The organism is Halomonas sp. 141, from assembly GCF_002810305.1.
In the GTDB taxonomy this organism is placed as follows: domain Bacteria; phylum Pseudomonadota; class Gammaproteobacteria; order Pseudomonadales; family Halomonadaceae; genus Vreelandella; species Vreelandella stevensii.
Genome location: NZ_PINZ01000040.1, coordinates 1 through 21,084, shown reverse-complemented (window position 1 = coordinate 21,084; position 21,084 = coordinate 1). Strand labels below are relative to the sequence as shown.

Genomic DNA, 21,084 nt, shown 5'->3' with positions numbered 1-21,084 from the left:
CCTGGTGCCTCTACCGCAGATAGGAGCGGACGATAGAGATGGTCTCGTCAATGGACTTGTTCTGCGAATCGCTCCTGATTTCGCTACTGGGAAACTCTTCCCGCAGATAGCTCTCCAGAACGGTTGCCATCAATCCGTTGACTGCCCCACGAACGGCCGCAAGCTGCTGAAGAATTGCAGGGCATTCCGCACCTGCATCGAGCGCTTGCTCAAGAGTCGCTACCTGACCTTTGATGCGCCGGATGCGCGTCAGGGCTTGCTTCTTTTCTTCCGGGCTGTGTGGCATCGAACACCTCTCTACTTGGGTACACCGCCGCATTATACAATACTCCACCATAGTATATGCGGCCGAACTTCGCCACAAATTCTGTGCTCTTCGAGCACTATTACAGGCTAGTACAGATTTGTTCCCAAGAAGCGCAAAACATTCAAATCAATGAATATTTCTTGCATGTATCGACAGCATCGGGGCAAGTTCAAAACCGGTCAAACTGGAAAAATCTATGCGCAGATAGATATGGCCTATCTAAGCCAACTCATCGAGCTGAAGCTATCAAGATGAGACCGGCTAGGCGACCTGACGACCCGAGTACCGAGCCTTCCTCAGTGCAGGCAACATCTGGCCGTCCCAGTCACGATCGACCGCAACCTGGGCCTGTTCCTGGTTTCGTTCGAGGGCTTCAACGTCCAGATCAGCAATCGCCCATGTCTGCGTGCCGCAAGTCGTCGCGAGAATGCCATCCTCCGGGAATCCGCGATCCATGGGTGCATAGATCGTGGCCTCGCCAGTATTCGTGTCCAGCGCCGGGCTCCAGTCAGCAGCTCCGGTCGTCACGGCCTGCGCGATGAACATTCGGTTCTCCAGTGCCCGCGCCATGCAGCCCACACGGACCCGGGTTGCACCTGCTTGGGTGTCGGTACAGCTCGGGACCAGCAGCAGGCGCACTCCCGCCTCTCGCTGGGCTCGCACGGGCAATGGAAACTCACTGTCATAGCAAACAGCGATGCCGGCACGCACGCCTTTCAAATCGAACACCTTCAGTTCGTCGCCACCCTCGATGACGCCGGCGTCTTTCTCGAACCCCGTCAACTGCAATTTGTCTTGGTAGTCGCGTGTGCCGTCAGGCGCAAACCACCAAGCCCGGTTGCGGTAGCGGTCCAATCCAACCTGGGTCAAAAACGTACCGGCCTGAATGGTCATGCACAACTCGCGCGACAGGTCGGCATACAGTGCCAGCCACGCAGGCTGCAAGGCCTGCAGCGCGGCCAGAGAGGCGTTGAAATCATGGCGGATGCCAGGCTCGAACGTTGCAGCCAGTTCGAGGGATAGATACTCGGGCAACACGGCCAGTTCCGCCCCGCCACGGCGCGCCTCCTCCAGAACCAGCCGCTGCCGCGCAGCAAATGCCTCGAAGCCCGCGGGCTGACCCACTGAGTATTTCGCAACTGCTACTTTCATTTCGCGTTCTCCAGGGAGTGCAGCCACATCGTGAGCGTCTGCTCGGTTTCGCTCGGCTCACCCACCTGCTTCCAGGGCAGCGTAACCTTCATGTCCGACTGCCGCACGTAGCCGCGACGGGTCCAGAAGGGGTCATTACTGCGGTAGTTGGAAGGACGCCGGAGATCGTCGTCTGCACGATCCACCGACGCGAACGATGCCCACTGCATGCCGCCCAACGAACGGGCATGCGCTTCGCGCTCGTCAAAGAAGCGATGGCCCAGGCCAAGGCCCCGGAAGGCCGGGAGCAGGACTGATTCGCCACAGTAAAACACTGCCTCCACCGGGATTCCTCGATCGGCGAACGGCACATGGAAGGCCGGCTCCGCATCGCCGAGCGGCAACCCCGTGGACGCACCCACGACCACATCATCAGCGAGCGCGAGTACCAGCAGGCTGTCTGCCGAACGGGCGTACATGGCGAGGTAGTGCTTCTCGTATTCGGTGTCGCCCTCGTACAGGTAAGGAAAGCTGCGGAAGACGCTCGCCCGCAGGCCTGCCACGGCATCGAACCATTCGGCAATGTCCGGGCCACGACGAACCAGCACCTGCACGTCGCTGGTCATTTCAGGCGTCCCCTCCAACCTGTGCGATCCAGTCGCCGAGGTTGTAGTAGTTGGTGACACGAGCGATCTTGCCATCGCGGATCTCGAAGAACGCGCCGCCCGGCAGCACGTAGCGCTGGCCCTGGGCTTCCGGCAGCCCGTCGTCCGTCACCTTGTATTCGCCATGCACCACGTACTCCGCGCCTGCACGCAGGCCGTCGGCGCTGACCATCACCACGATCCCGCGCAGTTGCTCGCCATAGCAGCGGTCCATGCGCTGCAGGAAGGCGCGGAAGGCTTCGCGACCGACCTCACGAGCGCCCTGGTTCAAGTCGTGCGCGACGTCATCGGTCAACATTGACAGCATGGCCTCGCGGTCGCCGCGGTTGAAGGCGTCGTAGTAGGCAGTGATGAGAGTCGCAGCGTTCATTCGCGTTCCTTGTTGGGTTGTTCGGAGCGGAGCATTCCGGGGTGTTGTCAGTCTGGGCAACCGCGCTCTCCTTGTATATGGAATTGTTGCGATTTTATAATTCCACAATCTGGAACAATTAACGAGCAGCGAAACCGGCCATGAGGCGTGCGTCATGAACAAAGAAATGGAACTACTGCGCATCTTTCGGGTGGCGGCCGAAAGCAGCAGTTTTCGCGATGCGGCCGTCCGGCTGGGGACTTCTCCGCAAGGTGTAACCCGTGCCATCCAGCAACTGGAGCAACACTACGGCGAGGTGTTGTTTCATCGAAGCACGCGCCAGGTGCGCATCACCGCCTTCGGCGAAGGGCTGCTAGACCAAGTGCGCCCCGCATTGGAGCGGTTCGAGGATCTGTGGCGAACGCCTAGCTCCGACCAGCAGGCCTCTCTGTCCGGTACGGTTCGCATCACCGCACCGCACAGCTTGGGCACCAGAGCGGTGCTACCGGCACTGGAGCGCGTGGCCGCGCGTCATCCCGGCATCACGCTGGATGTGCGCCTGTCCGATCGCATCAGCAATACGGTTGACGAAGGGATTGACGTCGGGATCAGGGTCGGATTCATGCGCGATAGCCGCTTCGTCGCACGCAAGGCCGCCGACATGAGACTCCCCATCGTTGCCGCTCCGCGCCTGATCAAGAAAGTGGGCGTACCTGCAAACATCGATGCGCTAAGCAGCCTGCCAGTTACCGTGGCCTTGGATATCAATACCGGCCGTCCCTGGCCTTGGCACTTCAAGGCGGGACGCCAGTGGACACCTACCGCACCCACTCTCGTCGCCGACAATGCCGACATGGAAATGGGAGCGGCGCTGGCCGGGATCGCGTTCGCGCAACTGGCGGACTACATGGCCGCCCCCTACATTGCCAGCGGGAAGCTCGTGCGAGTGCTGGAGAACGAAGAACCTCCGGCATGGGGGTTGTACGTCTATCGGCCTCAGCGTGGCCCCATTCCGGGAAGGGTTCGAGCGGTATTTGATGAAATGCTGGTCGCCGTTGGATCGTTGCCAGCTTTGCGCTGACACGTCGCAAGACGCTGTAGGGCACACATCTTGGAAAGCGGGGCACTGAGCCTCGGCGGCTCACCCCTCCGGTTGAATGATGAACCGACCGTCTGCCCGCTTGCCCCAGATGCAGATCGGTCGGCCATGCAACCCAATGCCGGCGAACGATTAGATGTAAATGAATTGCCGGTACAACCCATCCAACTGACGACGAATGTCTTCGACGCGCTGCTCGTCACCGGTATCGGTAAATTCGAGTAGCTGCTGTTCCTTGGCAGTGATCTGATCGCAAAGGTCGGACAAGTTCTCGCAGAAAGCCTCGGAATGAACGGTGGGCTCCTCCGTATTCGTCTCTTCCCCTGCTAGTTTTCGCACAGACGAGGCTGGAGAAATCCCATTTTCCTCGTTAAAGGCAATTTGAAGCTGCCTGCGCCTATTGGTCTCATCGATCGCCTGCTTCATCGCCGGCGTCACCGCGTCGGCGTACAAGATCGCCTTGCCGTTTTCATTCCGAGCGACTCGACCGATCATCTGAATGAGCGCATGGGCCGAACGCAAGAACCCTGCACGGTCTGCATCGAGAATGGCAACCAATGATGCCTCTGGAATATCCAGCCCTTCGCGCAAAAGACTAATCCCAATCAAAACATCGAACTCTCCTGCGCGCAGGCCATTGATGATCTCAACACGATCCTCCGCTTTTATGTCCGAATGCATGTAGCGCGCTCGAATCCCGTTGTCCGTCAAGAAATCCGTTAGCTCTTCTGCACTGACCTTCGTCAGCGTAGTCACAAGCACTCGATTCTTTCTCTTCACGCACTTCGATATTTCGGCAAGCAGGTCATCTATGTATCCATCCGCTTTCCGCACTTCAACCTTGGGGTCAAGCAGTCCCGTTGGCCTGATAACCTGTTCGACAACCCTGCCTTTCGACACCCTCAGCTCGTAGTCGCCCGGAGTAGCGGAAACAAAGATGGTCTGAGGCTTGACCTTCTCGAACTCGTCAAAGTTCAATGGCCGGTTGTTCTTCGATGAAGGCAAACGGAACCCGTAATCGATCAGCGTGTCCTTAGGCTAATAGTGACATATGTTGCCCAAAACCCCGTACCAGGAGCGCCGCCATGAGCCATACAGCCCAGCCAGACCTGATGCATACGCTGCAAGAGGCAGCCCGGCTGGCTGGAAAAATCCTCACTGAGGGGTATCACAAAGCGGGGGGTATCGACTTCGAACGCAAGGGAAGCTCGGACTTCGTCACCCATTACGATCAGGCAGCTGAGCACGCCATTATCGATACCATTCAGCGTGCGCATCCAGACGTGGGATTTCTTGGCGAGGAAACGGGCGTTACGCCGTCTCGCAGTAGCGACCTCACCATCATCATCGACCCGCTCGACGGCACCAATAACTTCCTGCACCGGGTGCCGCATTTTTCGGTTTCTATCGCGGTGCGCCAAGGCGCAACGCTCATACAGGGTGTGGTCTATCATCCCTTACTGGACGAAATGCTCTGGGCCGTTCGCGGGCAAGGGGCCTACCAAGGGTCAAGACGATTACCTATCTTACCGGCCCGCCCTCTCAACGAGATGCTGGTTGGCACCTGCTTGCCTTACCATCATAAAGGCGACTGTACGACGAGCCAACGCCAGCTCGCGGCACTGATGCCCCATGTGGCAGGCATTCGCAGCCCCGGCTCTGCGGCATTGGAAATTGCCTATGCAGGCATGGGCAGGTTTGACGCCTTCTGGTCTCAAGGTGCGGAGCTAGAGCTTTGGGATATTGCAGCGGGTATTGTCATCGCACGTGAGGCTGGGTGCCAGGTTAGCGACCTTGCTGGCCACGATGATCCCGACGAATGGAACAGCTTGCTGATCGCCCACCCCGAGCAGCATGGCATACTCAGGAGCCTGCTCAACGAGTGACTGGGTTCAAAAATATCCGGGGAACTTACGCGGTCAGGAGCCAGGCTTCTGAGTGCCAAAGATATCGCAACAATCGGCTGGCGATGAGCAAGCAGCACACCCATACGAGACACATACGAAAAAGCCGCCCCGAAGGGCGGCTTGATCATGTTCTCTAACGCTTTGCTTTTGAACCACTTTTAGTGGTGCCGACACCAGGAGTCGAACCCGGGACCTACTGATTACAAGTCAGTTGCTCTACCAACTGAGCTATGTCGGCGCGTCGCGTTTTCTTGAGAATTTGATTGGCTTGCCGTTAAGCTAGCCAATCAACAAGAAATCTTGTTGGCAATGGCTGGGGTACCAGGATTCGAACCTGGGAATGCCGATACCAAAAACCGGTGCCTTACCACTTGGCGATACCCCAACGTTGTGGTGGCCAGAGACGGAATCGAACCGCCGACACGGGGATTTTCAATCCCCTGCTCTACCAACTGAGCTATCTGGCCCTTGCCAACGGTGCGTATTAAACCAAAAGCTTCTGTTTTCGTCAACACCTTTGTGAAACTTTCTTTCTCGTCACATGCTTAGGGCACATTGGGCCGCGTGAGCCACGGCCACGCCTGCGCCCTTTGCGGGTAACGGCGGAACCCTGGCGGGGGCTTATGCCTGGCTGGGGGGCACGTACCCTTCGGCCTGGTCGGTGGCTTCGTTGTCCAGGAAGCGTTCCATCTGCTCCATCAGGTAGGCGCGTGCTTCGGGGTCGAGCATGTTCAAGTGCTTTTCATTGATCAGGCGGGTTTGCAGGGCCTGCCACTCTTGCCAGGCGGGCTGTGACACCGTGGCCTGTATTTCCTGGCCCTGCTTGCCGGGCAGCGGCGGGAAAGGTAGCGCGGGCAGCTCTTTTTGGTACTTGCGGCAAAAAACGGTGTTGCTCATGGAATAGCTCCTGGGCGGATGCCTAATGAAAATCGTGCCAGTCGTCAGCGCGCTGGGCCCGGTGCCGGGTCCAGGTCAAACGGCGCCAGCTGGCTCAGCAGCGATTTGACGGGTGCCGCCAAGCCTAACGCAGGTGGCTGGTGAACGTCATACCATAGGCCATTTTCGCGCACTCCGGCGAGCCGTTCACAGCTCACTGGCTGCGGAGTGATCAAAAGCTTGAAGTGGCTGAAGGTATGCGTAAAGGCGGGCAGCGGCGCCAGGCGCCGGGCGGCGACGACATTATCCTCCAGCCAGTGGTTCAGCTCGCCGTGGCGCTCAAACTGCGGCAGGCTCCAGAGCCCGCCCCACAGGCCGCTGGGCGGGCGTTGTTCCAGCCACACGCGCCCCTGGGGATCCTGCAGCATCAGCATGAGGGTTTCACGGGTGGGGGTAACTTTTTTGGGCTTCGATTCCGGGAAGCGCTGCGGCTCGCCCAGGGCGTAGGCGCGGCAGACGTCGTTGAACGGGCAAATTAGGCAATCAGGCTTGCTGCGTTTGCACAGCGTGGCGCCAAAATCCATCACCGCCTGGGTGTAGTCGGCCAACCGCGTGGTGGGGGTGAAGTACTCGGCCAGCGCCCACAGGGAGCGCTCTACCGCAGGCTGGCCGGGCCAGCCCGCCACGGCGTGCAGCCGTGTCAGCGAACGCTTGACGTTGCCATCCAGAATGGCGGCCTGCTGGCCGGTGCTTTGGGCAATGATCGCCCCGGCAGTGGAACGGCCGATGCCGGGCAGCGTCATCAGCGTATCGACGCTCTGGGTGGGCAGCTCGCCGCCATGCTCGGCCAGCGCCAGCTGGGCCGCCTTGTGCAGGTTGCGGGCGCGGGCGTAGTAGCCCAGCCCTGTCCAGAGGTGCAGCACTTCATCCTGAGGGGCGCAGGCCAGGGCCTCCAGCGTGGGGAAGCGCTCCATGAAACGTTCGAAGTAAGGGATTACCGTGGCCACCTGGGTTTGCTGCAGCATGATTTCCGACACCCAGACGCGGTAGGCGCTGCGGGGTGACTGCCAGGGCAGGTCGTGGCGGCCATACTGGTCGAACCAGCGCAGTAGACGGTGTTGAAACTCATCGGCCGCCAGGCACGGCGTAGGCATCTCGGCCATGGTCACTCCTGAAGTGCTGGCATGAAAAAAGCGCCGGCGGTAAGGCCGGCGCATGCAGGGGGTGGTGCCTCCTTCTCCATAAGAAGGCAGGCGTATCAATTGAACAGGCGGCGAATACCTTCGCGCAGCTCCTGGCCCGCGCCCTCGCCCAGGCGCTCGTCGATGCGCTCGATGGTGGTGCCCAGGCGCTCTTCGAGCTCTTCTTCCAGACGGCCGCCCGCTTCAATGCGCAGCAGATCCACCACGCTGGCCTGGAACGCGGTGCGATCGAAGCGGCACCATTCGGCTTTATCATCCCCCAGGCGGCCTTCACAGCGGATGGGCAGCGGCAGCTGCTCCAGGCGCGGGTTCACCTGGCAGGCGGCGTCGGCGGTATCGACCAGCCGCGCACTGGCCAGCGTCATGAAGTCCCGAGAGGTCAGGTTGAGTTCGCCTTCGCCTTGCACTTCGATACCCGGCAGGGTGATCGACAAGTCATCGCTGTGCACGACGCCGTTGCGTACCAGGAACGTAGCGTCGAAGCGCTCGAAGCGCGTATCGGGATGCCACTCTCGGGTGGTGCCCTGGCCTTCCAACAGCGCCGCCAGCTCGCACATCTCACGGGAGATATTGGTACGCAGGATAGCGCCTTCGTTCAGCTGGGCATCCAGCTCGCCGTTGAGGTTGCTGAGCAGCACCTGACGGCTGTTGCCCTGGGTCGTCAAGCTGCCTTCCAGATTGAAGCGGCCGCGCAGTGGGGCCTCTTCGTCACTGAAGGTTTCGATCAACGGGGCCACTTGCACATTGCTGATACGCGGCGCGAACTGCCAGGTCATCACGCTGTCGGTGGCGTCCAGCGCGCCGGTGGCGTTGAGTTCGCCGCCATAGAAACGCGATTCGAAACCGGTCAGGCGATGGTTGCCCTCGTCACCGCGCAGCGCCAGCTGGGTGTCGTTGAAGGTCATGCCCGCTAGCTGCAGCTCGCCGACGCTGAGATCCCCCTGCAGGGTCAGGCCGCTGAGCCACTCCTGGGGCAGCAGGGTTTCTTCGACCTGGGCAAAGGCGCTGCGCAGCAGGCCCCGGCTGGCTTGCTCGGGGGCGGCAGGCCGCGGCAGGTAGTGGTCCAGGTTGAGCTGGTCACCGTCCAGATTGAAGCTCAATTGGCTGCCATCCAGAGTAGCACTCACGTCGCCGGTAAAGGTGCTGTCATCGATGACCAACGAGAGGCGTGGCAAGGCGATGCGCGAGAGATCACCTTCGACTGGGCTGGTCAGGGCCACGTCGCTCAGCGCCGCTTCGCTGGTGGTATTGAGCGTTGCGCCGGTGCGCGAGATCCAGGGCCGCAGGGTAAAGGGGGCTGCGGTAAGCTGGCCGCTGTACTGGGGTGCTTCCAGCAGCTGTTCGAGGTTGAGGTGGCCGCTGACCCGCAGGCCATCCGGCCCGGTCAGTTGCAGGTCCTTCAACTGGGCGGTCTGAGCGGCCAGGTCGCCTTCCAGGCCGAACGCCAGCGAAAGGGCCAGGCTTCCCTGCCAGTTGTCGGCATGGCGCAGGCCGGCATCCAGCACGCCCTGGCGAATGCTGAGCTGCTGCTCGCCCATGCGTGCCACGATTTCAGCCGCTTTCAGGCTGAGCTGCTGGGGCTCGCTGTTGGCGCCAGGGCGGGTTTGCGTGGTGAGCTGGGTATTCTCCAGAGTGATCTGCTCATCCTGCAGGCCAAGGCGCAGGCGAGTTTCCAGGTTGACCTCGCTGGTCATGTCCGGCGCGCGCTCCAGCACTTCGCCATCCAGGCGGTTGTGCCGGGAGAGCGTGAACATGGCCTTGAGCGGGAAGGAGCGCACCGGGTTGACGTTGGTGCCCGAAATGTTCAGCGGCTGTACCCGCCACAGGGCCTGGCTCTGTTCGTCGCGGTAGCGAATATCCGCCCCTTTGACTTCTACGCTGGCGATGTTCAGCACCACCGAGAGGTTGCCCGCATCGGCATGGGGGCCTGCACTGGCCGGTGCCAGCACGGTTTCGGCGGACTCGTTGCTGTGTTCGGAGAGACGCTCCAGCAGCGGCTCCCAGTTGCCCTCCCCTTCGGCGTTTTTCACCAGGTTCAGGCGCATGCCGTCGAGCGTCAGGCCATCCACGGCGATTTCACCCCGTAGCAGCGGCGCGAAGGCCACGCTCACCTCGGCCCGGTTGATCGCCGCGAAAGCAGACTCGTTCACCGACTGTTCGGGCAGCCAGGCACGGGCCTGCTCGACGCTGACACCGATACGCGGGTAGAACGACCAGCTGATCGGGCCTTCCAGCGCCAGATTGAGCCCTGTCTGCTCTTCCACCACGGCGGTCAGCCGAGGCTTGAAGTCTTCCGGGTCCAGAAAGGTGGTGACGTAGACCACGGCAGCGACGGCGGCAATGGCAAGAATGCCGATGGCCGCCAGTAAAATACGGAGTAGCTGTTTCATTAACCTTTCCCTTGGGGGTCTAGCTCTACAAAGTCACTGGTGGCCGGGAGGCCCGGTTCCGTTGGCTTGGCATCGGCGATGGGCCGATAGCCCAATTTGGATAGCAGCACGCGGTCGGCCAGCGGCAGCGTGGTGGTGGCAATACGCAGTACACGGCCCTCTTCCTTGGCCTGCTCGCCCATCAGCGCCATCAGCCGTGAGCCCACGCCCCGCCGCCGCGTGGTCTTGCGCACGCACAGCTCGGATAGCCACCAGGCGCGGTCATCGCCCTCCTGCACCGCCACGGCTCCCAGCAGGCGGTCGTTGAACAGGGCGCAGGCAAACACGTGCTGCCCTTGTAAATGCTGCTCTATGAAGGGTAAAACCCTGGTGGTCGGCATGCGCTCTTGCGGTGCGTCTTCATAGATACGCACGAGGTCGATACGCACTTGCTCATCGGCGTCCCATCGGGCCTGGTTGACGTATTGCAGTGTCACCGGCATGGTGAAATCCTCGTTGCCAATGCAGCCAGGCTGCTGTTTGAGCGCCGCAATGGGCGGCGACATTTCACGCATTGTAGCGGATGGGGGGGCCGATTCTCTATAATGCTTGTTTTGGCCGCAGCCGCCGCCCGCCGATTATTCCTCAGAGTGCGCCTCGGCGCAGGAGATGCAACATGTCAGCGCGTATTGCCACGGTTAGCCGTGACACCAACGAAACGCAGATCACGGTCAGCGTCAACCTTGATGGTGAAGGCCGTCTTCGCTGCCACACGGGCGTTCCGTTTTTGGACCATATGCTTGACCAGGTGGCTCGGCACGGAATGGTCGACCTCGATATCGACGCCAAGGGCGACCTGCATATCGACGACCACCACACCGTCGAAGACCTGGGCATCACCCTGGGCCAGGCCTTTCATGAGGCGATTGGCGACAAGCGCGGCATTTACCGTTACGGCCACGCCTACGTGCCGCTGGACGAAGCGCTCTCACGGGTGGTCATCGATTTCTCCGGGCGCCCCGGCCTCTTCATGAACGTGGAATTTACCCGCGATACCATCGGCAGCATGGACACCCAGCTGTTCTGGGAGTTCTTCCAAGGCTTCGTGAACCATGCGCGGGTGACGCTGCACATCGACAACATCAAGGGCTTCAACGCCCACCATCAGGCAGAAACCATCTTCAAGGCCTTTGGCCGCGCCCTGCGCATGGCCGTGTCGGCAGACCCCCGCATGGCCGGGCAGATGCCCTCCACCAAAGGGTGCCTGTAATGGCTAACGCAGCGATCAGCCATCGCTCGATGACCTCGACAAGGAGCGCTTCATGACCATTGCCGTGATCGATTATGGAATGGGCAACCTGCACTCGGTCGCCAAGGCGCTCGAGCACGTCACCCATGAGAACGTGATCATTACCCGTGACCCTCGGAGCATTCTGGGCGCGACCCGCGTGGTGCTACCTGGCCAGGGGGCCATCCGTGACTGCGTGGGCGAGCTGGAGCGTACCGAGCTGCGCGGGCTGGTGGAGGAGATTCTGACCCGCCAGGCCAAGCCGCTGCTGGGTATCTGCGTGGGCCAGCAAATGCTGATGGAGCGCAGCGAAGAGAATGGCGGCGTGGACTGTCTGGGCTTCTTCCAGGGCAGCGTCGACCGCTTCCCGGCGGACATGCGCGATGCCCAGGGGCAGCGTTTGAAAGTGCCGCACATGGGCTGGAACCTGGTCGCCCAGCATCATGACCACCCGCTGTGGGCCGGCATCGATGACCGCGAGCACTTCTATTTCGTGCACAGCTACTACGTGAATGCCGCCGACGATGCCCAGGTATTCGGCACGACGGACTACGGTCGCGTCAGTGCCCACGTGGCGATTGGCCGCGATGCCACCTTCGCGGTGCAGTTTCACCCGGAAAAAAGCTCCCGCGCAGGCCTTCGCCTGCTGGAAAATTTTGTCACCTGGACGCCCTGAGAGGTTTCACTATGTTGGTAATTCCCGCGATTGATCTCAAAGACGGCCAGTGTGTGCGCTTGAAGCAGGGCCGCATGGACGAAGCCACTTCCTACGGCGACGACCCGGTGGCCATGGCCGCGCGCTGGGTAGACGCCGGTGCGCGTCGCTTGCACCTGGTGGACCTGAACGGCGCTTTCGAAGGCAAGCCGGTCAATGGCGACGCGGTGACGGCCATTGCCCGCGCCTACCCGAACCTGCCCATTCAGATCGGCGGTGGCATCCGCTCGGCGGACACCATCGAGCACTACCTGAATGCCGGGGTCTCTTACGTGATCATCGGTACCAAGGCGGTCAAGGAGCCGGAATTCGTCGGTGAAATGTGCCGCGCCTTCCCGGGCCACATCATCGTGGGCCTGGATGCCAAGGATGGCTTCGTGGCCACCGACGGCTGGGCCGAGGTGTCCACCGTGAAGGCCACCGAGCTTGCCAAGCGCTTCGCCAACGATGGCGTCTCCAGCATCGTCTACACCGATATCGCCCGCGACGGCATGATGCAGGGCGTGAACGTGGAAGCCACCGCGGCGTTGGCCCGCGAAGGCGGCCTGCCGGTGATCGCCTCGGGCGGCGTCACCAACCTGGATGACATTCGCGCGCTGTGCGACGTGGCCGACAGCGGCATTCTGGGGGCGATTACCGGACGCGCCATCTACGAAGGCAGCCTGGATGTCGCCGAGGCCCAGCGCCTGAGCGACGAGCTGAGCGGAGGCCGTGCATGAGCCTGGCCAAGCGCATTATTCCCTGCCTGGACGTCGATGCCGGGCGCGTGGTGAAGGGCGTGAACTTCGTCGGTATCCGCGATGCCGGTGACCCGGTGGAGATCGCCCAGCGCTACAACCAGCAAGGCGCCGACGAAATCACCTTCCTCGACATCACCGCCAGCCACGAAGACCGCGCCACCACCGTGGACATGGTCGAGCGGATTGCTGGCGAGGTGTTCATCCCGCTGACCGTGGGGGGCGGTATTCGCACCTGCGACGATATTCGCACCATGCTCAACGCGGGTGCCGACAAGGTGTCGATCAACACCGCCGCCGTGACCAACCCGGAGTTCGTGCGGGAAGCCGCCGACCGGTTTGGCAGCCAGTGCATCGTGGTGGCCATCGACGCCAAGAAGGTTTCTCAGGAGGGCGAACCCGACCGCTGGGAAATCTTCACCCACGGTGGGCGCCGCCCGACAGGCCTGGATGCCGTCGAGTGGGCCAGGAAAATGGTCGAGTTCGGCGCAGGCGAGCTACTGCTGACCAGCATGGACCGCGACGGCACCAAAATCGGGTTCGATCTGGGCGTGACCCACGCCATTTCCGAGGCCGTCAGCGTGCCGGTGATTGCCTCGGGCGGCGTCGGCAATCTGGACCATCTGGTGGACGGCGTATTGAAAGGCGGTGCGGATGCGGTATTGGCGGCCAGCATTTTCCATTTTGGCGAGCACACGATTCCCGAGGCCAAGCGTTACATGGCCGAGCGCGGCATCGAGATGCGCCTTTAGGAGAGTGACATGCCGCGTGCCTGCACCTGGTTAGGTGGCCTGGCAATGATTTGGCTGAGCGCATCTGCCGCGGCCTTTTCTATGCCTGACGGGCCACCGGCCTTTGAGCTGGACCACACGCTGGTGCAAACCAGCCTGTTGACTCGACACTTCAGCCCCGACCCGGAGCACACCAACCAGCAGGATCTGGTGAGTGTCGAGCTGCACAACCCTGACCGCTGGCTGGCGGGTGCCGCCTGGTTCAAGAACTCCTTCGACCAGCCCACCTGGTACTTCTACGCTGGGCGGGAGTTTCCGCTGGGGCAGCTGGGCGACAACATCAACGTGCGCGCCAAGCTCACCGGCGGGCTGCTGCGGGGCTATAAGGATGAGTTCCGCGACAAGATTCCTTTCAACCGCTACGAAATCGCCCCCGCCCTTCTGCCCAGCGTGGGCATTCAGTGGGGGCGCGTCGAGTCGGACCTGATCGTGTTCGGCACGGCGGGCATGATGATCACGGCGGGGGTCCGTTTTTAAGGCCGTTCGTTCGCAAGACCCAAGGGCGGCTACTCGTCGCCCTCTTCCAGCGAAAGCCCCAAGTTGCTGATGCCGCTGTTGCGCCCCAGCAGGCGAATCTCTTTTAGCGCCGCTTTGGTGAGCGGCTCGCTGACGGCTTCCAGCACCGCATCCTGAAAGTCGTTTTCATCGGCCATCAGCGGGTGGTCGCGGATGATCAGCGCCAGCGCCTGTGCATCCACCTCTCCCTCGGTCAGCTCGATGAATGCCCGCACTCCTGCCCGGGAGGTGCGGCTCACGTCCAGCACCGCTTCCGGCGACTCACCTTGCAAGGTATCCAGCAGCGCCGAGATCGAGACCACGGCGTCCAGCGCGCGGCGCGCCCCGAAACTGTCATCGTTGGCCGGTGGCTCGCACTCCGCCAGCTTTTCCGCCTGACGGGCAAAGTCGATACTGGCATTGGGCACGCTCAAGCGCTCCCACACCAGGCTCAGCACGGTACGCAGGGTATGCCCATCACCGTGGCCTGTGGTTTGCTCGTAGAGGGCGTAGTTGGGTAGCAGCCGCTCGCACAAGGCCGCCATGAAGGCTTGCTGGGCGGGCAGCGGCAGCAGTTGCAGACGCTGATAGAATCCTGTGGGTTTTGCCACCATGCTGATGTCCTGGGTCACTGTGTTGATGAAGAGGGTATTGATGAAACGGTATTGATAAACGGTATTGGTGAAGTGGACGCGATACGTTATCGTCCCACACTCGCGGCGGGCAAGCTCCGCCGCGCTTGATGTGTGCGGCCGGCGAGGAGATTACTATGCATATTCATCTGCTACAGCACGGCCCTGACCATGGACCCGCCCGCCTGCAAGACTGGCTGGAGAGCATGGGCCATAGTTACACCGTTTTTCATCTATACGCAGGGGAGCTGACCCCGCGCCCTGGCGAGTGCGACGCGCTCATCGTGCTGAGCGGCCCTGACGCGCTGTTCAGCGCCCCGCCCGCCTGGCAAAAGGCAGAGCGCAAGCTCATCCACCGCTACCTCGATGGCCAAAAACCCGTCATGGGCATTGGCCTGGGGGCGCTATGGATCGCCGAAGCCCTGGGCGCCGTCATCGCCCCCGGCACCTACCCCGAAACGGGCTGGCACCCTGTCACCCTGGCGCCAGAGAGCACCTTTGACCTGCCCGAGCAGTTCGATGCCTTCATGTGGCATCGCCTGGTATTTAGCCTGCCTGACGGCGCGCTGCCCCTGGGCGGCAGTGCGGCGGCACCGCTCCAGGGGTTCAGTTGGGATGCTGGTCGCGTGGTGGCGCTGCTATGCCATCTCGAAATGACCCAGGCCAGCGCGGCTTCCTTGCTGAATGCCGAAGCGCTCCCCACGGCCAGGAGCCCTTCCGCCGGGCGCTTCCTGCAAACCGGCGATCAGATACAGGCAGACCCCAAGCGCTTTCAGCGTCTGGCGCCGCTGCTGGACCGGGTCATGACCCAGTGGCTCAAAAGCCTCTGATGCGTATCGGCCACCGCTAGGCACTCCACTGCCGAGCGGCGGCCAGGCAGCTTTCCCAGTCCCCCACGTGCAGTTCGGGCGGCCGGTGGCTCTGCTGTTTCTCCAGGTGGTAACGATAGAGCGGGTCGTAATACTCGGTGAGCAGCGGGGCCAGCCACGCCTCGTGAGCCTGGACGTCGCCCGCCTCGTGGGCACGAAACGCCATGGCCTGCAGCCGCTGCAAGCGCTGTAGCCGTGCATGCCCCAGCCGCTTGGCCAGCCGTTCCAGGGCGCTTGCGAGCTGTCGCTGCATACGCTGACGCCCCTCATCGGGGCCAAAGCGGGCCGTATAGCCTCTCTCCAGCGCTTCGATATAGTCCCGGCGCAGCTGGTCCAACCGCCAGTCCAGCGGCATTTCAATGCGGATGCGCGGTGCTTGTTGCAGTGCCTGCCATAGCGGCAGCGGGATATTGGCATTGCCGATCTGCCGCGACTCGTCCTCCATCACCAGCTTGCCCGGCTGGCCAATCAGCCGCTGGGCCAGCGCATGCTCGAAATCGATCTGCGTGGCGGGCTCCTCCGGCTGACGCCCAAACGCGGACCCCTTGTGTTGGGCGCACGCCTCCAGGTCGATGCCATTGGGCAACTGGTTGATCAACGGCGTCTTGGCGCAGCCCGTCAGGCCAGACACCACCAGCAGCGGCTGGTGGGCGGCCTCGTCGATGCGCTGGCAGAGCTTTTGCCGCAGGGCTTTCCAGCCACCTTCGATGCGGGGCCGCAGCAGGCCCGCCTCGGCCAGCCACTGCTGGCTGATTTGGGAGCGCAACCCGCCACGGTAGCAGTAGAACAGTGCATCCGGATAACGCGCCAGGTGAGCCTGCCAGGCCAGCACCCGGGACTGTTTCACCGCACCGCTGACCAGCCGTTCACCCAGCGCAATCGCCGCCTGCTGGCCCTGCTGTTTATAGGCAATGCCAACCTGGCGGCGCTCTTCATCGTCCATCAGCGGCAGGTTCACCGCTCCCGGCAGGCTGCCTTGGGCGAACTCCACCGGCGCACGCACATCGATCAAGGGCGTATTACGCGCCACCAGCTCCAAAGAAGCAGGCAGCGTGGGCAGCGTCATCCGACCACCTGGATCACGGCGCTGCCCTTGGCAGGCTGCATCTCGCCAAACGGTTCCAGCGTGACGCCGTGCTCGCGACCTATGCGCTCCACGTCGTCCTGCCAGGCGGGATCGACACTCAGCAGCAGCCCTCCCGAGGTTTGAGGGTCGCATAGCCACTGCCAGTGGGCTTCGTCCATGGCGGGCAAGGCGCTGCCCAGCGCCTGCTGATTGCGCTGGGTACCACCGGGAACGGCTCCTTGGCGGCGGTAGCCTTCGGCCTCCGCTAGGCGCGGCAAGCGGCGAAAGTCCACGTGGGCCTTCACGCCACTGGCGCTGCACATTTCCGCCAGATGACCTGCCAACCCAAAGCCGGTCACGTCGGTCATGGCATTCACTCCTTTGACACCGGCCAACGCGACGCCAATGGTGTTGGGCTTGAGCATGGTTTCACGGGCAAGTCCCTGGTGCCCTGCTTCCAGCAGGCCGCGCTTTTCGGCAGTGGTCAATAGCCCCACGCCCAACGGCTTGGTGAGATACAGCAGGTCACCGGGCTTGGCCTGGCTATTGAGCTTTAGCTGGTCAAGCGACACCAGGCCATTGACGGCCAGGCCAAAGATCGGCTCTGGAGCATCGATGGAGTGCCCGCCCGCCAGCGCAATGCCCAACTCGCGGCATACCGCCTGCGCTCCGGCCACGACGTCTCCGGCTATTTCGGGCGCGAGCTTGTCGAGTGGCCAGCCCAGAATGCCCAGCGCCATCACCGGCGTGCCGCCCATGGCGTAGACATCACTGATGGCGTTGGTGGCCGCAATGCGTCCAAAATCGAAGGGGTCATCGACGATGGGCATGAAGAAATCAGTGGTGGCAATCATGCCCCGCCCATCGCCCAGGTCGTACACCGCGGCGTCTTCTCGCCCCTGGTTGCCCACGATCAGGCGCTGATGCCCCGCGGCGGGGCCCGCCTTGGCCAGAATGCCGTCCAGCACGTCTGGGGCAATCTTGCAGCCGCAGCCCGCTCCATGGCTGTACTGGGTCAATCGAATCGAACTCATGGTGACTCTCCTTTGCTGTGCTCGGGGCTGGCGTTTCTGCTATCCAGCATAGTCCATGTCACAACGCCTCAAGGGCATCGCTAAGCTTGTCGACCGGGATGACTTCCATGCCTTTGGGCGACTGCTTTGGCGCATTGGCGCGCGGCACGATGGCGCGCAAGAAGCCATGCTTGGCTGCCTCGGTAATACGCTCCTGCCCGCTGGGCACGGGGCGAATCTCGCCGGAAAGCCCCACTTCGCCAAACACGACCAGCTCCTTGGGCAGCGCGCGGTTTTGCAGGCTCGACACTACCGCCAGTAGCACCGCCAGGTCGGCACTGGTTTCCAGCACTTTGACCCCGCCCACCACGTTCAAGAACACGTCCTGGTCACCGGTGAACAGCCCACCATGCCGGTTCAATACCGCCAGCAGCATCGCCAGGCGGTTCTGATCGACCCCGACGGCGACCCGGCGCGGGTTCCCCAGGGCTGACTCATCGACCAGCGCCTGCACTTCCACCAGTATCGGCCGCGTGCCTTCCCATACCACCATCACCAGGCTGCCGGGAGCCTGCTCTTCCTGGCGCGATAGGAAGATGGCACTGGGGTTTTTCACTTCCTTCAAGCCCTGCTCCAGCATGGCGAACACGCCCAGCTCGTTCACCGCGCCGAAGCGGTTCTTCTGGCCACGCAGGGTGCGAAAACGCGAATCCGCCCCGCCCTCCAGCAGTAGCGAGGCATCGATCATGTGCTCGAGCACCTTGGGGCCTGCCAGGGTGCCATCCTTGGTGACATGCCCCACCAGCAGCAGGACGGTGTTCGTCTGCTTGGCAAAGCGGGTCAGCGCTGCGGCAGACTCGCGCACCTGCGCCACGCCGCCGGGCGCCGAGCTGATATCCTCCAGGTGCATGGTCTGAATGGAGTCGATGACCAGAATCTCGGGCTTTTCACGCTCGGCAACGGCCAGAATGGTCTCGACGCTGGTTTCCGCCAACATTTTCAAGCCGTTGGTGGGAAGCTGCAGGCGATGCGCTCGCATGGCGACCTGGGAAAGCGACTCCTCGCCGGTCACATAGAGGATGCGGCGTTGCTGAGCCAGCTTGCAGGCCGTTTGCAGCAGCAGCGTCGACTTGCCTGCCCCGGGGTTCCCGCCCAGCAGCACGGCCGAGCCCGGTACCAGGCCGCCTCCCAATACACGGTCGAACTCGGCAAAGGTGGAGGTCAACCGTGGCACTTCGCTGAGGTCGACGTTACTGAGGTCCACGACTTCCTTCGAGAGGTTGCCCGCATAGCCAGCGCGCCCGGTCGCCGTCGTTCCGCTGCCAGGCCGCGAACTGGTCAACCGGATCTCACTGAGCGTATTCCACTCCTGACAGCTGGTGCACTGCCCCTGCCACTTGCGATACTCGGCACCACACTCGGTACACACAAAGGCGCTCTTTGCTTTTGCCAACGCTAGCCGCTCCTGTCTCGCATGACTGTACTTGCCACTGTTGTTGCGACGGTTGTAACGAACGTCATTGCTACTTTTTCACCACCGCCAGACATACAAAAGGCGGCCAATGGCCGCCTTGATGCGATGCGCTCAGCGATTACTGGCGACGCAGTTGCAGCATCTCGCCGTTTTCAAAGCGACGACGCTCCGGGTCGATCAGCTCGAGCGTACGCTCGTCGATCCGCTGGAAGTAGTAGATCTGGCCGTCACCGTCCGGTGTCAGTTCGTAGACCGTCGCGTCGGGGTCGGCAGGCGTACCCGTCAGCACTTCCCAGTTACCAGCGTAGTTTTCATCGGGCGGTGTCTGGGGGTGGTTGCGGTAAGTCGCATTCAAGGTAAAGGTACGCTCTTCCGGAGCGGCCATTTCTTCACCCTGCATGGTCACATCCAGGTCAATGCCGTCACAGTTACGGCAGGGCAGAGTACCCTGATAGTTAGCCTGTGAGGCGCTCATGCCTGCGTCGTCGCGCTGATCCGTCGGGCCAGCGGCGCAGCCCGCCAGCAGTGCCAACATAGCCGAACCGGCTAGCAAACTCCTGAATTGCATTGCGTGTCTCCTTATGGTGTTGGACATACATTTCTTTCGCGCGCTTATGACAGCATAACCGCTACAAGGTGCGACGCCCACCCCTTCACAGGAGAAGTATGGGCCGAATCGCGGCCAATGGGAATGCTTGCGCTCTTGCGGCCATCAGGCGACCATGGGGATATTCACATCCGCACAATCAGGTTACCCCCATGAGCCAATACTGGAGCCCTGCCGTCAGGGATCTTACCCCGTATATTCCCGGCGAGCAGCCCCGCGAGCGCGTGATCAAGCTCAACACCAACGAGAACCCCTACCCCCCGGCCCCTGGTGTCAGCCAGGCGCTGGCCCAATACCCTATCGATCATTTACGGCTCTACCCCGACCCTACCTCACTGGCGCTGCGTGAAACCCTGGCCAGCCGCTACGGCGTCAGCGTCGCGGAAACCTTCGTGGGCAACGGCTCCGATGAAGTCCTGGCCTTCGCATTTCAGGCGTTTTTTTGCCAAGGGGCACCTCTCGATGTACCCAGCATCACCTACAGTTTCTATCCGGTATATGCCAACCTTTACGGCGTAGAGCTGCGCAAGCATCCCTTGAATGCCCAGTGGGAAGTGGATATGGATGCGTTGGCCAGCGCGAGTGAGCGAAGCGGCGTCATCTTTGCCAACCCTAACGCCCCCACAGGCCATGCTCACCCGCTGGAAGCTATCGAGGCGCTTCTGCAGAAAGTCACCGACCGCGTGGTGCTGGTGGATGAGGCGTACGTGGATTTCGGCGCTGACAGCGCCGTGTCGCTGATTAGCCGCTACCCGAACCTGCTGGTCACGGGCACGTTCTCCAAGTCACGTAGCCTGGCAGGATTGAGGCTGGGCTATGCGATTGGCTCCAGCGAGCTGATCGAAGGCCTGCAGCGGGTCAAGGACTCCTTCAACTCTTACCCCGTAGATAGCCTGGCCAGCCTAGTGGGCATCGAAGCCCTGAAGGATACCGAACACTTCGACGCCTGCCGCAATAACGTGATCGCCACCCGGGAGCGCACCCGCCAGCGTCTGGAGCGGCTTGGATTCGAGGTATTGCCTTCCAAGGCCAACTTCCTGTTCGCCCAGCACCCTCACCATGAAGGCGCCCAACTCTTCGCTGGCCTGCGTGAGCGCGGCATTCTGGTCAGGCACTTCAACACCGAGGCGCTGGACAACTTTCTGCGCATTACCATCGGCACCGACGACGAAATGGACAGCTTTATCGAAGCCATGGAAACGCTCTGCGCTTGACGATGCTCACACCCAGCCTTTGGCTGGGTGTTTCGACGTATGCAACGCACAGCAAAAAGCCCCGAACACAGAGTGCTCGGGGCTTTTTGCTTAATAAGTGCCTGACGATGTTCGGGCCGGCCACCCGGCGGGCGGCGCTCCGCTACTCTTCAGGGGGAGACCCCCAAAAAGCAAAACCCCGACCATAAGGCCGGGGTTTCGTAATAAGTGCCTGACGATGACCTACTCTCACATGGGGAGACCCCACACTACCATCGGCGCTAAGCGGTTTCACTTCT

At 61.9% G+C, this 21,084-nt stretch carries 23 protein-coding genes and 3 tRNA genes; 9 read left to right on the top strand and 17 right to left on the bottom strand.

From position 1 onward, the window contains the following. Window positions 1-10 precede the first annotated feature (10 nt). The 4 genes from frmR to CWI66_RS14200 all read right to left on the bottom strand — a co-directional run bounded on the left by frmR (window position 11) and on the right by CWI66_RS14200 (window position 2,473). Window positions 11-286: a formaldehyde-responsive transcriptional repressor FrmR gene (gene frmR, locus CWI66_RS14215; RefSeq protein ID WP_007182548.1), complete on the bottom strand. Its 276-nt coding sequence runs from the start codon at window positions 284-286 to the stop codon at window positions 11-13. 282 nt (window positions 287-568) lie between these two features. Next, window positions 569-1,459, bottom strand: a complete 891-nt coding sequence (locus CWI66_RS14210; RefSeq protein WP_007182547.1) for a carbon-nitrogen hydrolase family protein — start codon at window positions 1,457-1,459, stop codon at window positions 569-571. After that, window positions 1,456-2,064: a GNAT family N-acetyltransferase gene (locus CWI66_RS14205; RefSeq protein ID WP_007182546.1), complete on the bottom strand. Its 609-nt coding sequence runs from the start codon at window positions 2,062-2,064 to the stop codon at window positions 1,456-1,458. The genes CWI66_RS14210 and CWI66_RS14205 overlap by 4 nt, the downstream gene beginning before the upstream one ends. Window position 2,065: 1 nt before the next feature. Next, complete coding sequence (locus CWI66_RS14200; protein WP_017514126.1) at window positions 2,066-2,473, bottom strand: ketosteroid isomerase-related protein; 408 nt, start codon at window positions 2,471-2,473, stop codon at window positions 2,066-2,068. 154 nt (window positions 2,474-2,627) lie between these two features. On the opposite strand from CWI66_RS14200, the gene CWI66_RS14195 reads away from it, so the two are divergent. Continuing rightward, window positions 2,628-3,533, top strand: coding sequence for a LysR family transcriptional regulator (locus tag CWI66_RS14195; RefSeq protein ID WP_020924945.1), 906 nt, complete (start codon window positions 2,628-2,630; stop codon window positions 3,531-3,533). Between the two features lie 150 nt (window positions 3,534-3,683). On the opposite strand, the gene CWI66_RS14190 is transcribed toward CWI66_RS14195, so the two are convergent. Then, window positions 3,684-4,529, bottom strand: coding sequence for a helicase-related protein (locus CWI66_RS14190; RefSeq protein WP_446718685.1), 846 nt, complete (start codon window positions 4,527-4,529; stop codon window positions 3,684-3,686). A gap of 107 nt (window positions 4,530-4,636) precedes the next feature. Here CWI66_RS14190 and CWI66_RS14185 point away from each other — a divergent pair, with 107 nt between their 5' ends. Beyond that, the gene (locus tag CWI66_RS14185) at window positions 4,637-5,437 is read left to right on the top strand and encodes an inositol monophosphatase family protein (protein WP_100732033.1); all 801 of its coding nucleotides are present in this window, start codon (window positions 4,637-4,639) and stop codon (window positions 5,435-5,437) included. 183 nt (window positions 5,438-5,620) lie between these two features. Here CWI66_RS14185 and CWI66_RS14180 read toward each other — a convergent pair. From CWI66_RS14180 to CWI66_RS14150, 7 genes are all read right to left on the bottom strand, one after another. Further along, a tRNA-Thr gene (locus CWI66_RS14180) sits at window positions 5,621-5,696 on the bottom strand. A gap of 72 nt (window positions 5,697-5,768) precedes the next feature. After that, window positions 5,769-5,843 (bottom strand) — tRNA-Gln (locus tag CWI66_RS14175). Window positions 5,844-5,849: 6 nt separating this feature from the next. Further along, window positions 5,850-5,925, bottom strand: a tRNA-Phe gene (locus CWI66_RS14170). A gap of 154 nt (window positions 5,926-6,079) precedes the next feature. Next, window positions 6,080-6,355 (bottom strand): oxidative damage protection protein, encoded by a 276-nt coding sequence (locus CWI66_RS14165; protein ID WP_016916068.1) that lies wholly within the window; start codon window positions 6,353-6,355, stop codon window positions 6,080-6,082. Window positions 6,356-6,399: 44 nt separating this feature from the next. Further along, window positions 6,400-7,497, bottom strand: coding sequence for an A/G-specific adenine glycosylase (gene mutY / locus CWI66_RS14160; RefSeq protein ID WP_026001973.1), 1,098 nt, complete (start codon window positions 7,495-7,497; stop codon window positions 6,400-6,402). Between the two features lie 95 nt (window positions 7,498-7,592). Beyond that, complete coding sequence (locus CWI66_RS14155) at window positions 7,593-9,926, bottom strand: AsmA family protein (RefSeq protein WP_100732032.1); 2,334 nt, start codon at window positions 9,924-9,926, stop codon at window positions 7,593-7,595. Next, window positions 9,926-10,408 (bottom strand): acetyl-CoA sensor PanZ family protein, encoded by a 483-nt coding sequence (locus CWI66_RS14150; protein ID WP_100732036.1) that lies wholly within the window; start codon window positions 10,406-10,408, stop codon window positions 9,926-9,928. The genes CWI66_RS14155 and CWI66_RS14150 overlap by 1 nt, the downstream gene beginning before the upstream one ends. A 173-nt stretch (window positions 10,409-10,581) precedes the next feature. Here CWI66_RS14150 and hisB point away from each other — a divergent pair, with 173 nt between their 5' ends. The 5 genes from hisB to CWI66_RS14125 are packed head-to-tail and all read left to right on the top strand — an operon-like array spanning window position 10,582 to window position 13,913. Further along, complete coding sequence (gene hisB / locus CWI66_RS14145) at window positions 10,582-11,175, top strand: imidazoleglycerol-phosphate dehydratase HisB (RefSeq protein WP_100732031.1); 594 nt, start codon at window positions 10,582-10,584, stop codon at window positions 11,173-11,175. 52 nt (window positions 11,176-11,227) lie between these two features. Continuing rightward, the gene (gene hisH / locus CWI66_RS14140; RefSeq protein WP_100732030.1) at window positions 11,228-11,869 is read left to right on the top strand and encodes an imidazole glycerol phosphate synthase subunit HisH; all 642 of its coding nucleotides are present in this window, start codon (window positions 11,228-11,230) and stop codon (window positions 11,867-11,869) included. A gap of 11 nt (window positions 11,870-11,880) precedes the next feature. After that, window positions 11,881-12,627, top strand: coding sequence for a 1-(5-phosphoribosyl)-5-[(5-phosphoribosylamino)methylideneamino]imidazole-4-carboxamide isomerase (gene hisA, locus CWI66_RS14135; protein WP_081136410.1), 747 nt, complete (start codon window positions 11,881-11,883; stop codon window positions 12,625-12,627). Then, window positions 12,624-13,397, top strand: a complete 774-nt coding sequence (gene hisF / locus CWI66_RS14130; protein WP_081136412.1) for an imidazole glycerol phosphate synthase subunit HisF — start codon at window positions 12,624-12,626, stop codon at window positions 13,395-13,397. The genes hisA and hisF overlap by 4 nt, the downstream gene beginning before the upstream one ends. A gap of 9 nt (window positions 13,398-13,406) precedes the next feature. After that, complete coding sequence (locus tag CWI66_RS14125) at window positions 13,407-13,913, top strand: hypothetical protein (RefSeq protein WP_081192797.1); 507 nt, start codon at window positions 13,407-13,409, stop codon at window positions 13,911-13,913. Window positions 13,914-13,942: 29 nt separating this feature from the next. Here the strand turns inward: CWI66_RS14125 and CWI66_RS14120 are convergent, their stop codons facing one another. Next, window positions 13,943-14,545, bottom strand: coding sequence for a YjaG family protein (locus CWI66_RS14120; RefSeq protein WP_016916059.1), 603 nt, complete (start codon window positions 14,543-14,545; stop codon window positions 13,943-13,945). A gap of 155 nt (window positions 14,546-14,700) precedes the next feature. Here CWI66_RS14120 and CWI66_RS14115 point away from each other — a divergent pair, with 155 nt between their 5' ends. Continuing rightward, a complete protein-coding gene (locus CWI66_RS14115) occupies window positions 14,701-15,393 on the top strand; it encodes a type 1 glutamine amidotransferase (RefSeq protein WP_016916058.1) in 693 nt (230 codons plus the stop codon). Between the two features lie 16 nt (window positions 15,394-15,409). Here the strand turns inward: CWI66_RS14115 and mnmH are convergent, their stop codons facing one another. The 4 genes from mnmH to CWI66_RS14095 form a co-directional block, all read right to left on the bottom strand. After that, window positions 15,410-16,498, bottom strand: coding sequence for a tRNA 2-selenouridine(34) synthase MnmH (gene mnmH / locus CWI66_RS14110; RefSeq protein WP_081192799.1), 1,089 nt, complete (start codon window positions 16,496-16,498; stop codon window positions 15,410-15,412). Next, window positions 16,495-17,532, bottom strand: a complete 1,038-nt coding sequence (gene selD, locus CWI66_RS14105; protein ID WP_081192801.1) for a selenide, water dikinase SelD — start codon at window positions 17,530-17,532, stop codon at window positions 16,495-16,497. The genes mnmH and selD overlap by 4 nt, the downstream gene beginning before the upstream one ends. A gap of 58 nt (window positions 17,533-17,590) precedes the next feature. Continuing rightward, window positions 17,591-18,964 (bottom strand): DNA repair protein RadA, encoded by a 1,374-nt coding sequence (gene radA / locus CWI66_RS14100; RefSeq protein WP_081192803.1) that lies wholly within the window; start codon window positions 18,962-18,964, stop codon window positions 17,591-17,593. Window positions 18,965-19,103: 139 nt separating this feature from the next. Beyond that, window positions 19,104-19,553, bottom strand: a complete 450-nt coding sequence (locus tag CWI66_RS14095) for a copper resistance protein NlpE N-terminal domain-containing protein (protein WP_026001970.1) — start codon at window positions 19,551-19,553, stop codon at window positions 19,104-19,106. A gap of 191 nt (window positions 19,554-19,744) precedes the next feature. Here CWI66_RS14095 and hisC point away from each other — a divergent pair, with 191 nt between their 5' ends. Then, window positions 19,745-20,806: a histidinol-phosphate transaminase gene (gene hisC, locus CWI66_RS14090; RefSeq protein WP_100732029.1), complete on the top strand. Its 1,062-nt coding sequence runs from the start codon at window positions 19,745-19,747 to the stop codon at window positions 20,804-20,806. Window positions 20,807-21,084 lie beyond the last annotated feature (278 nt).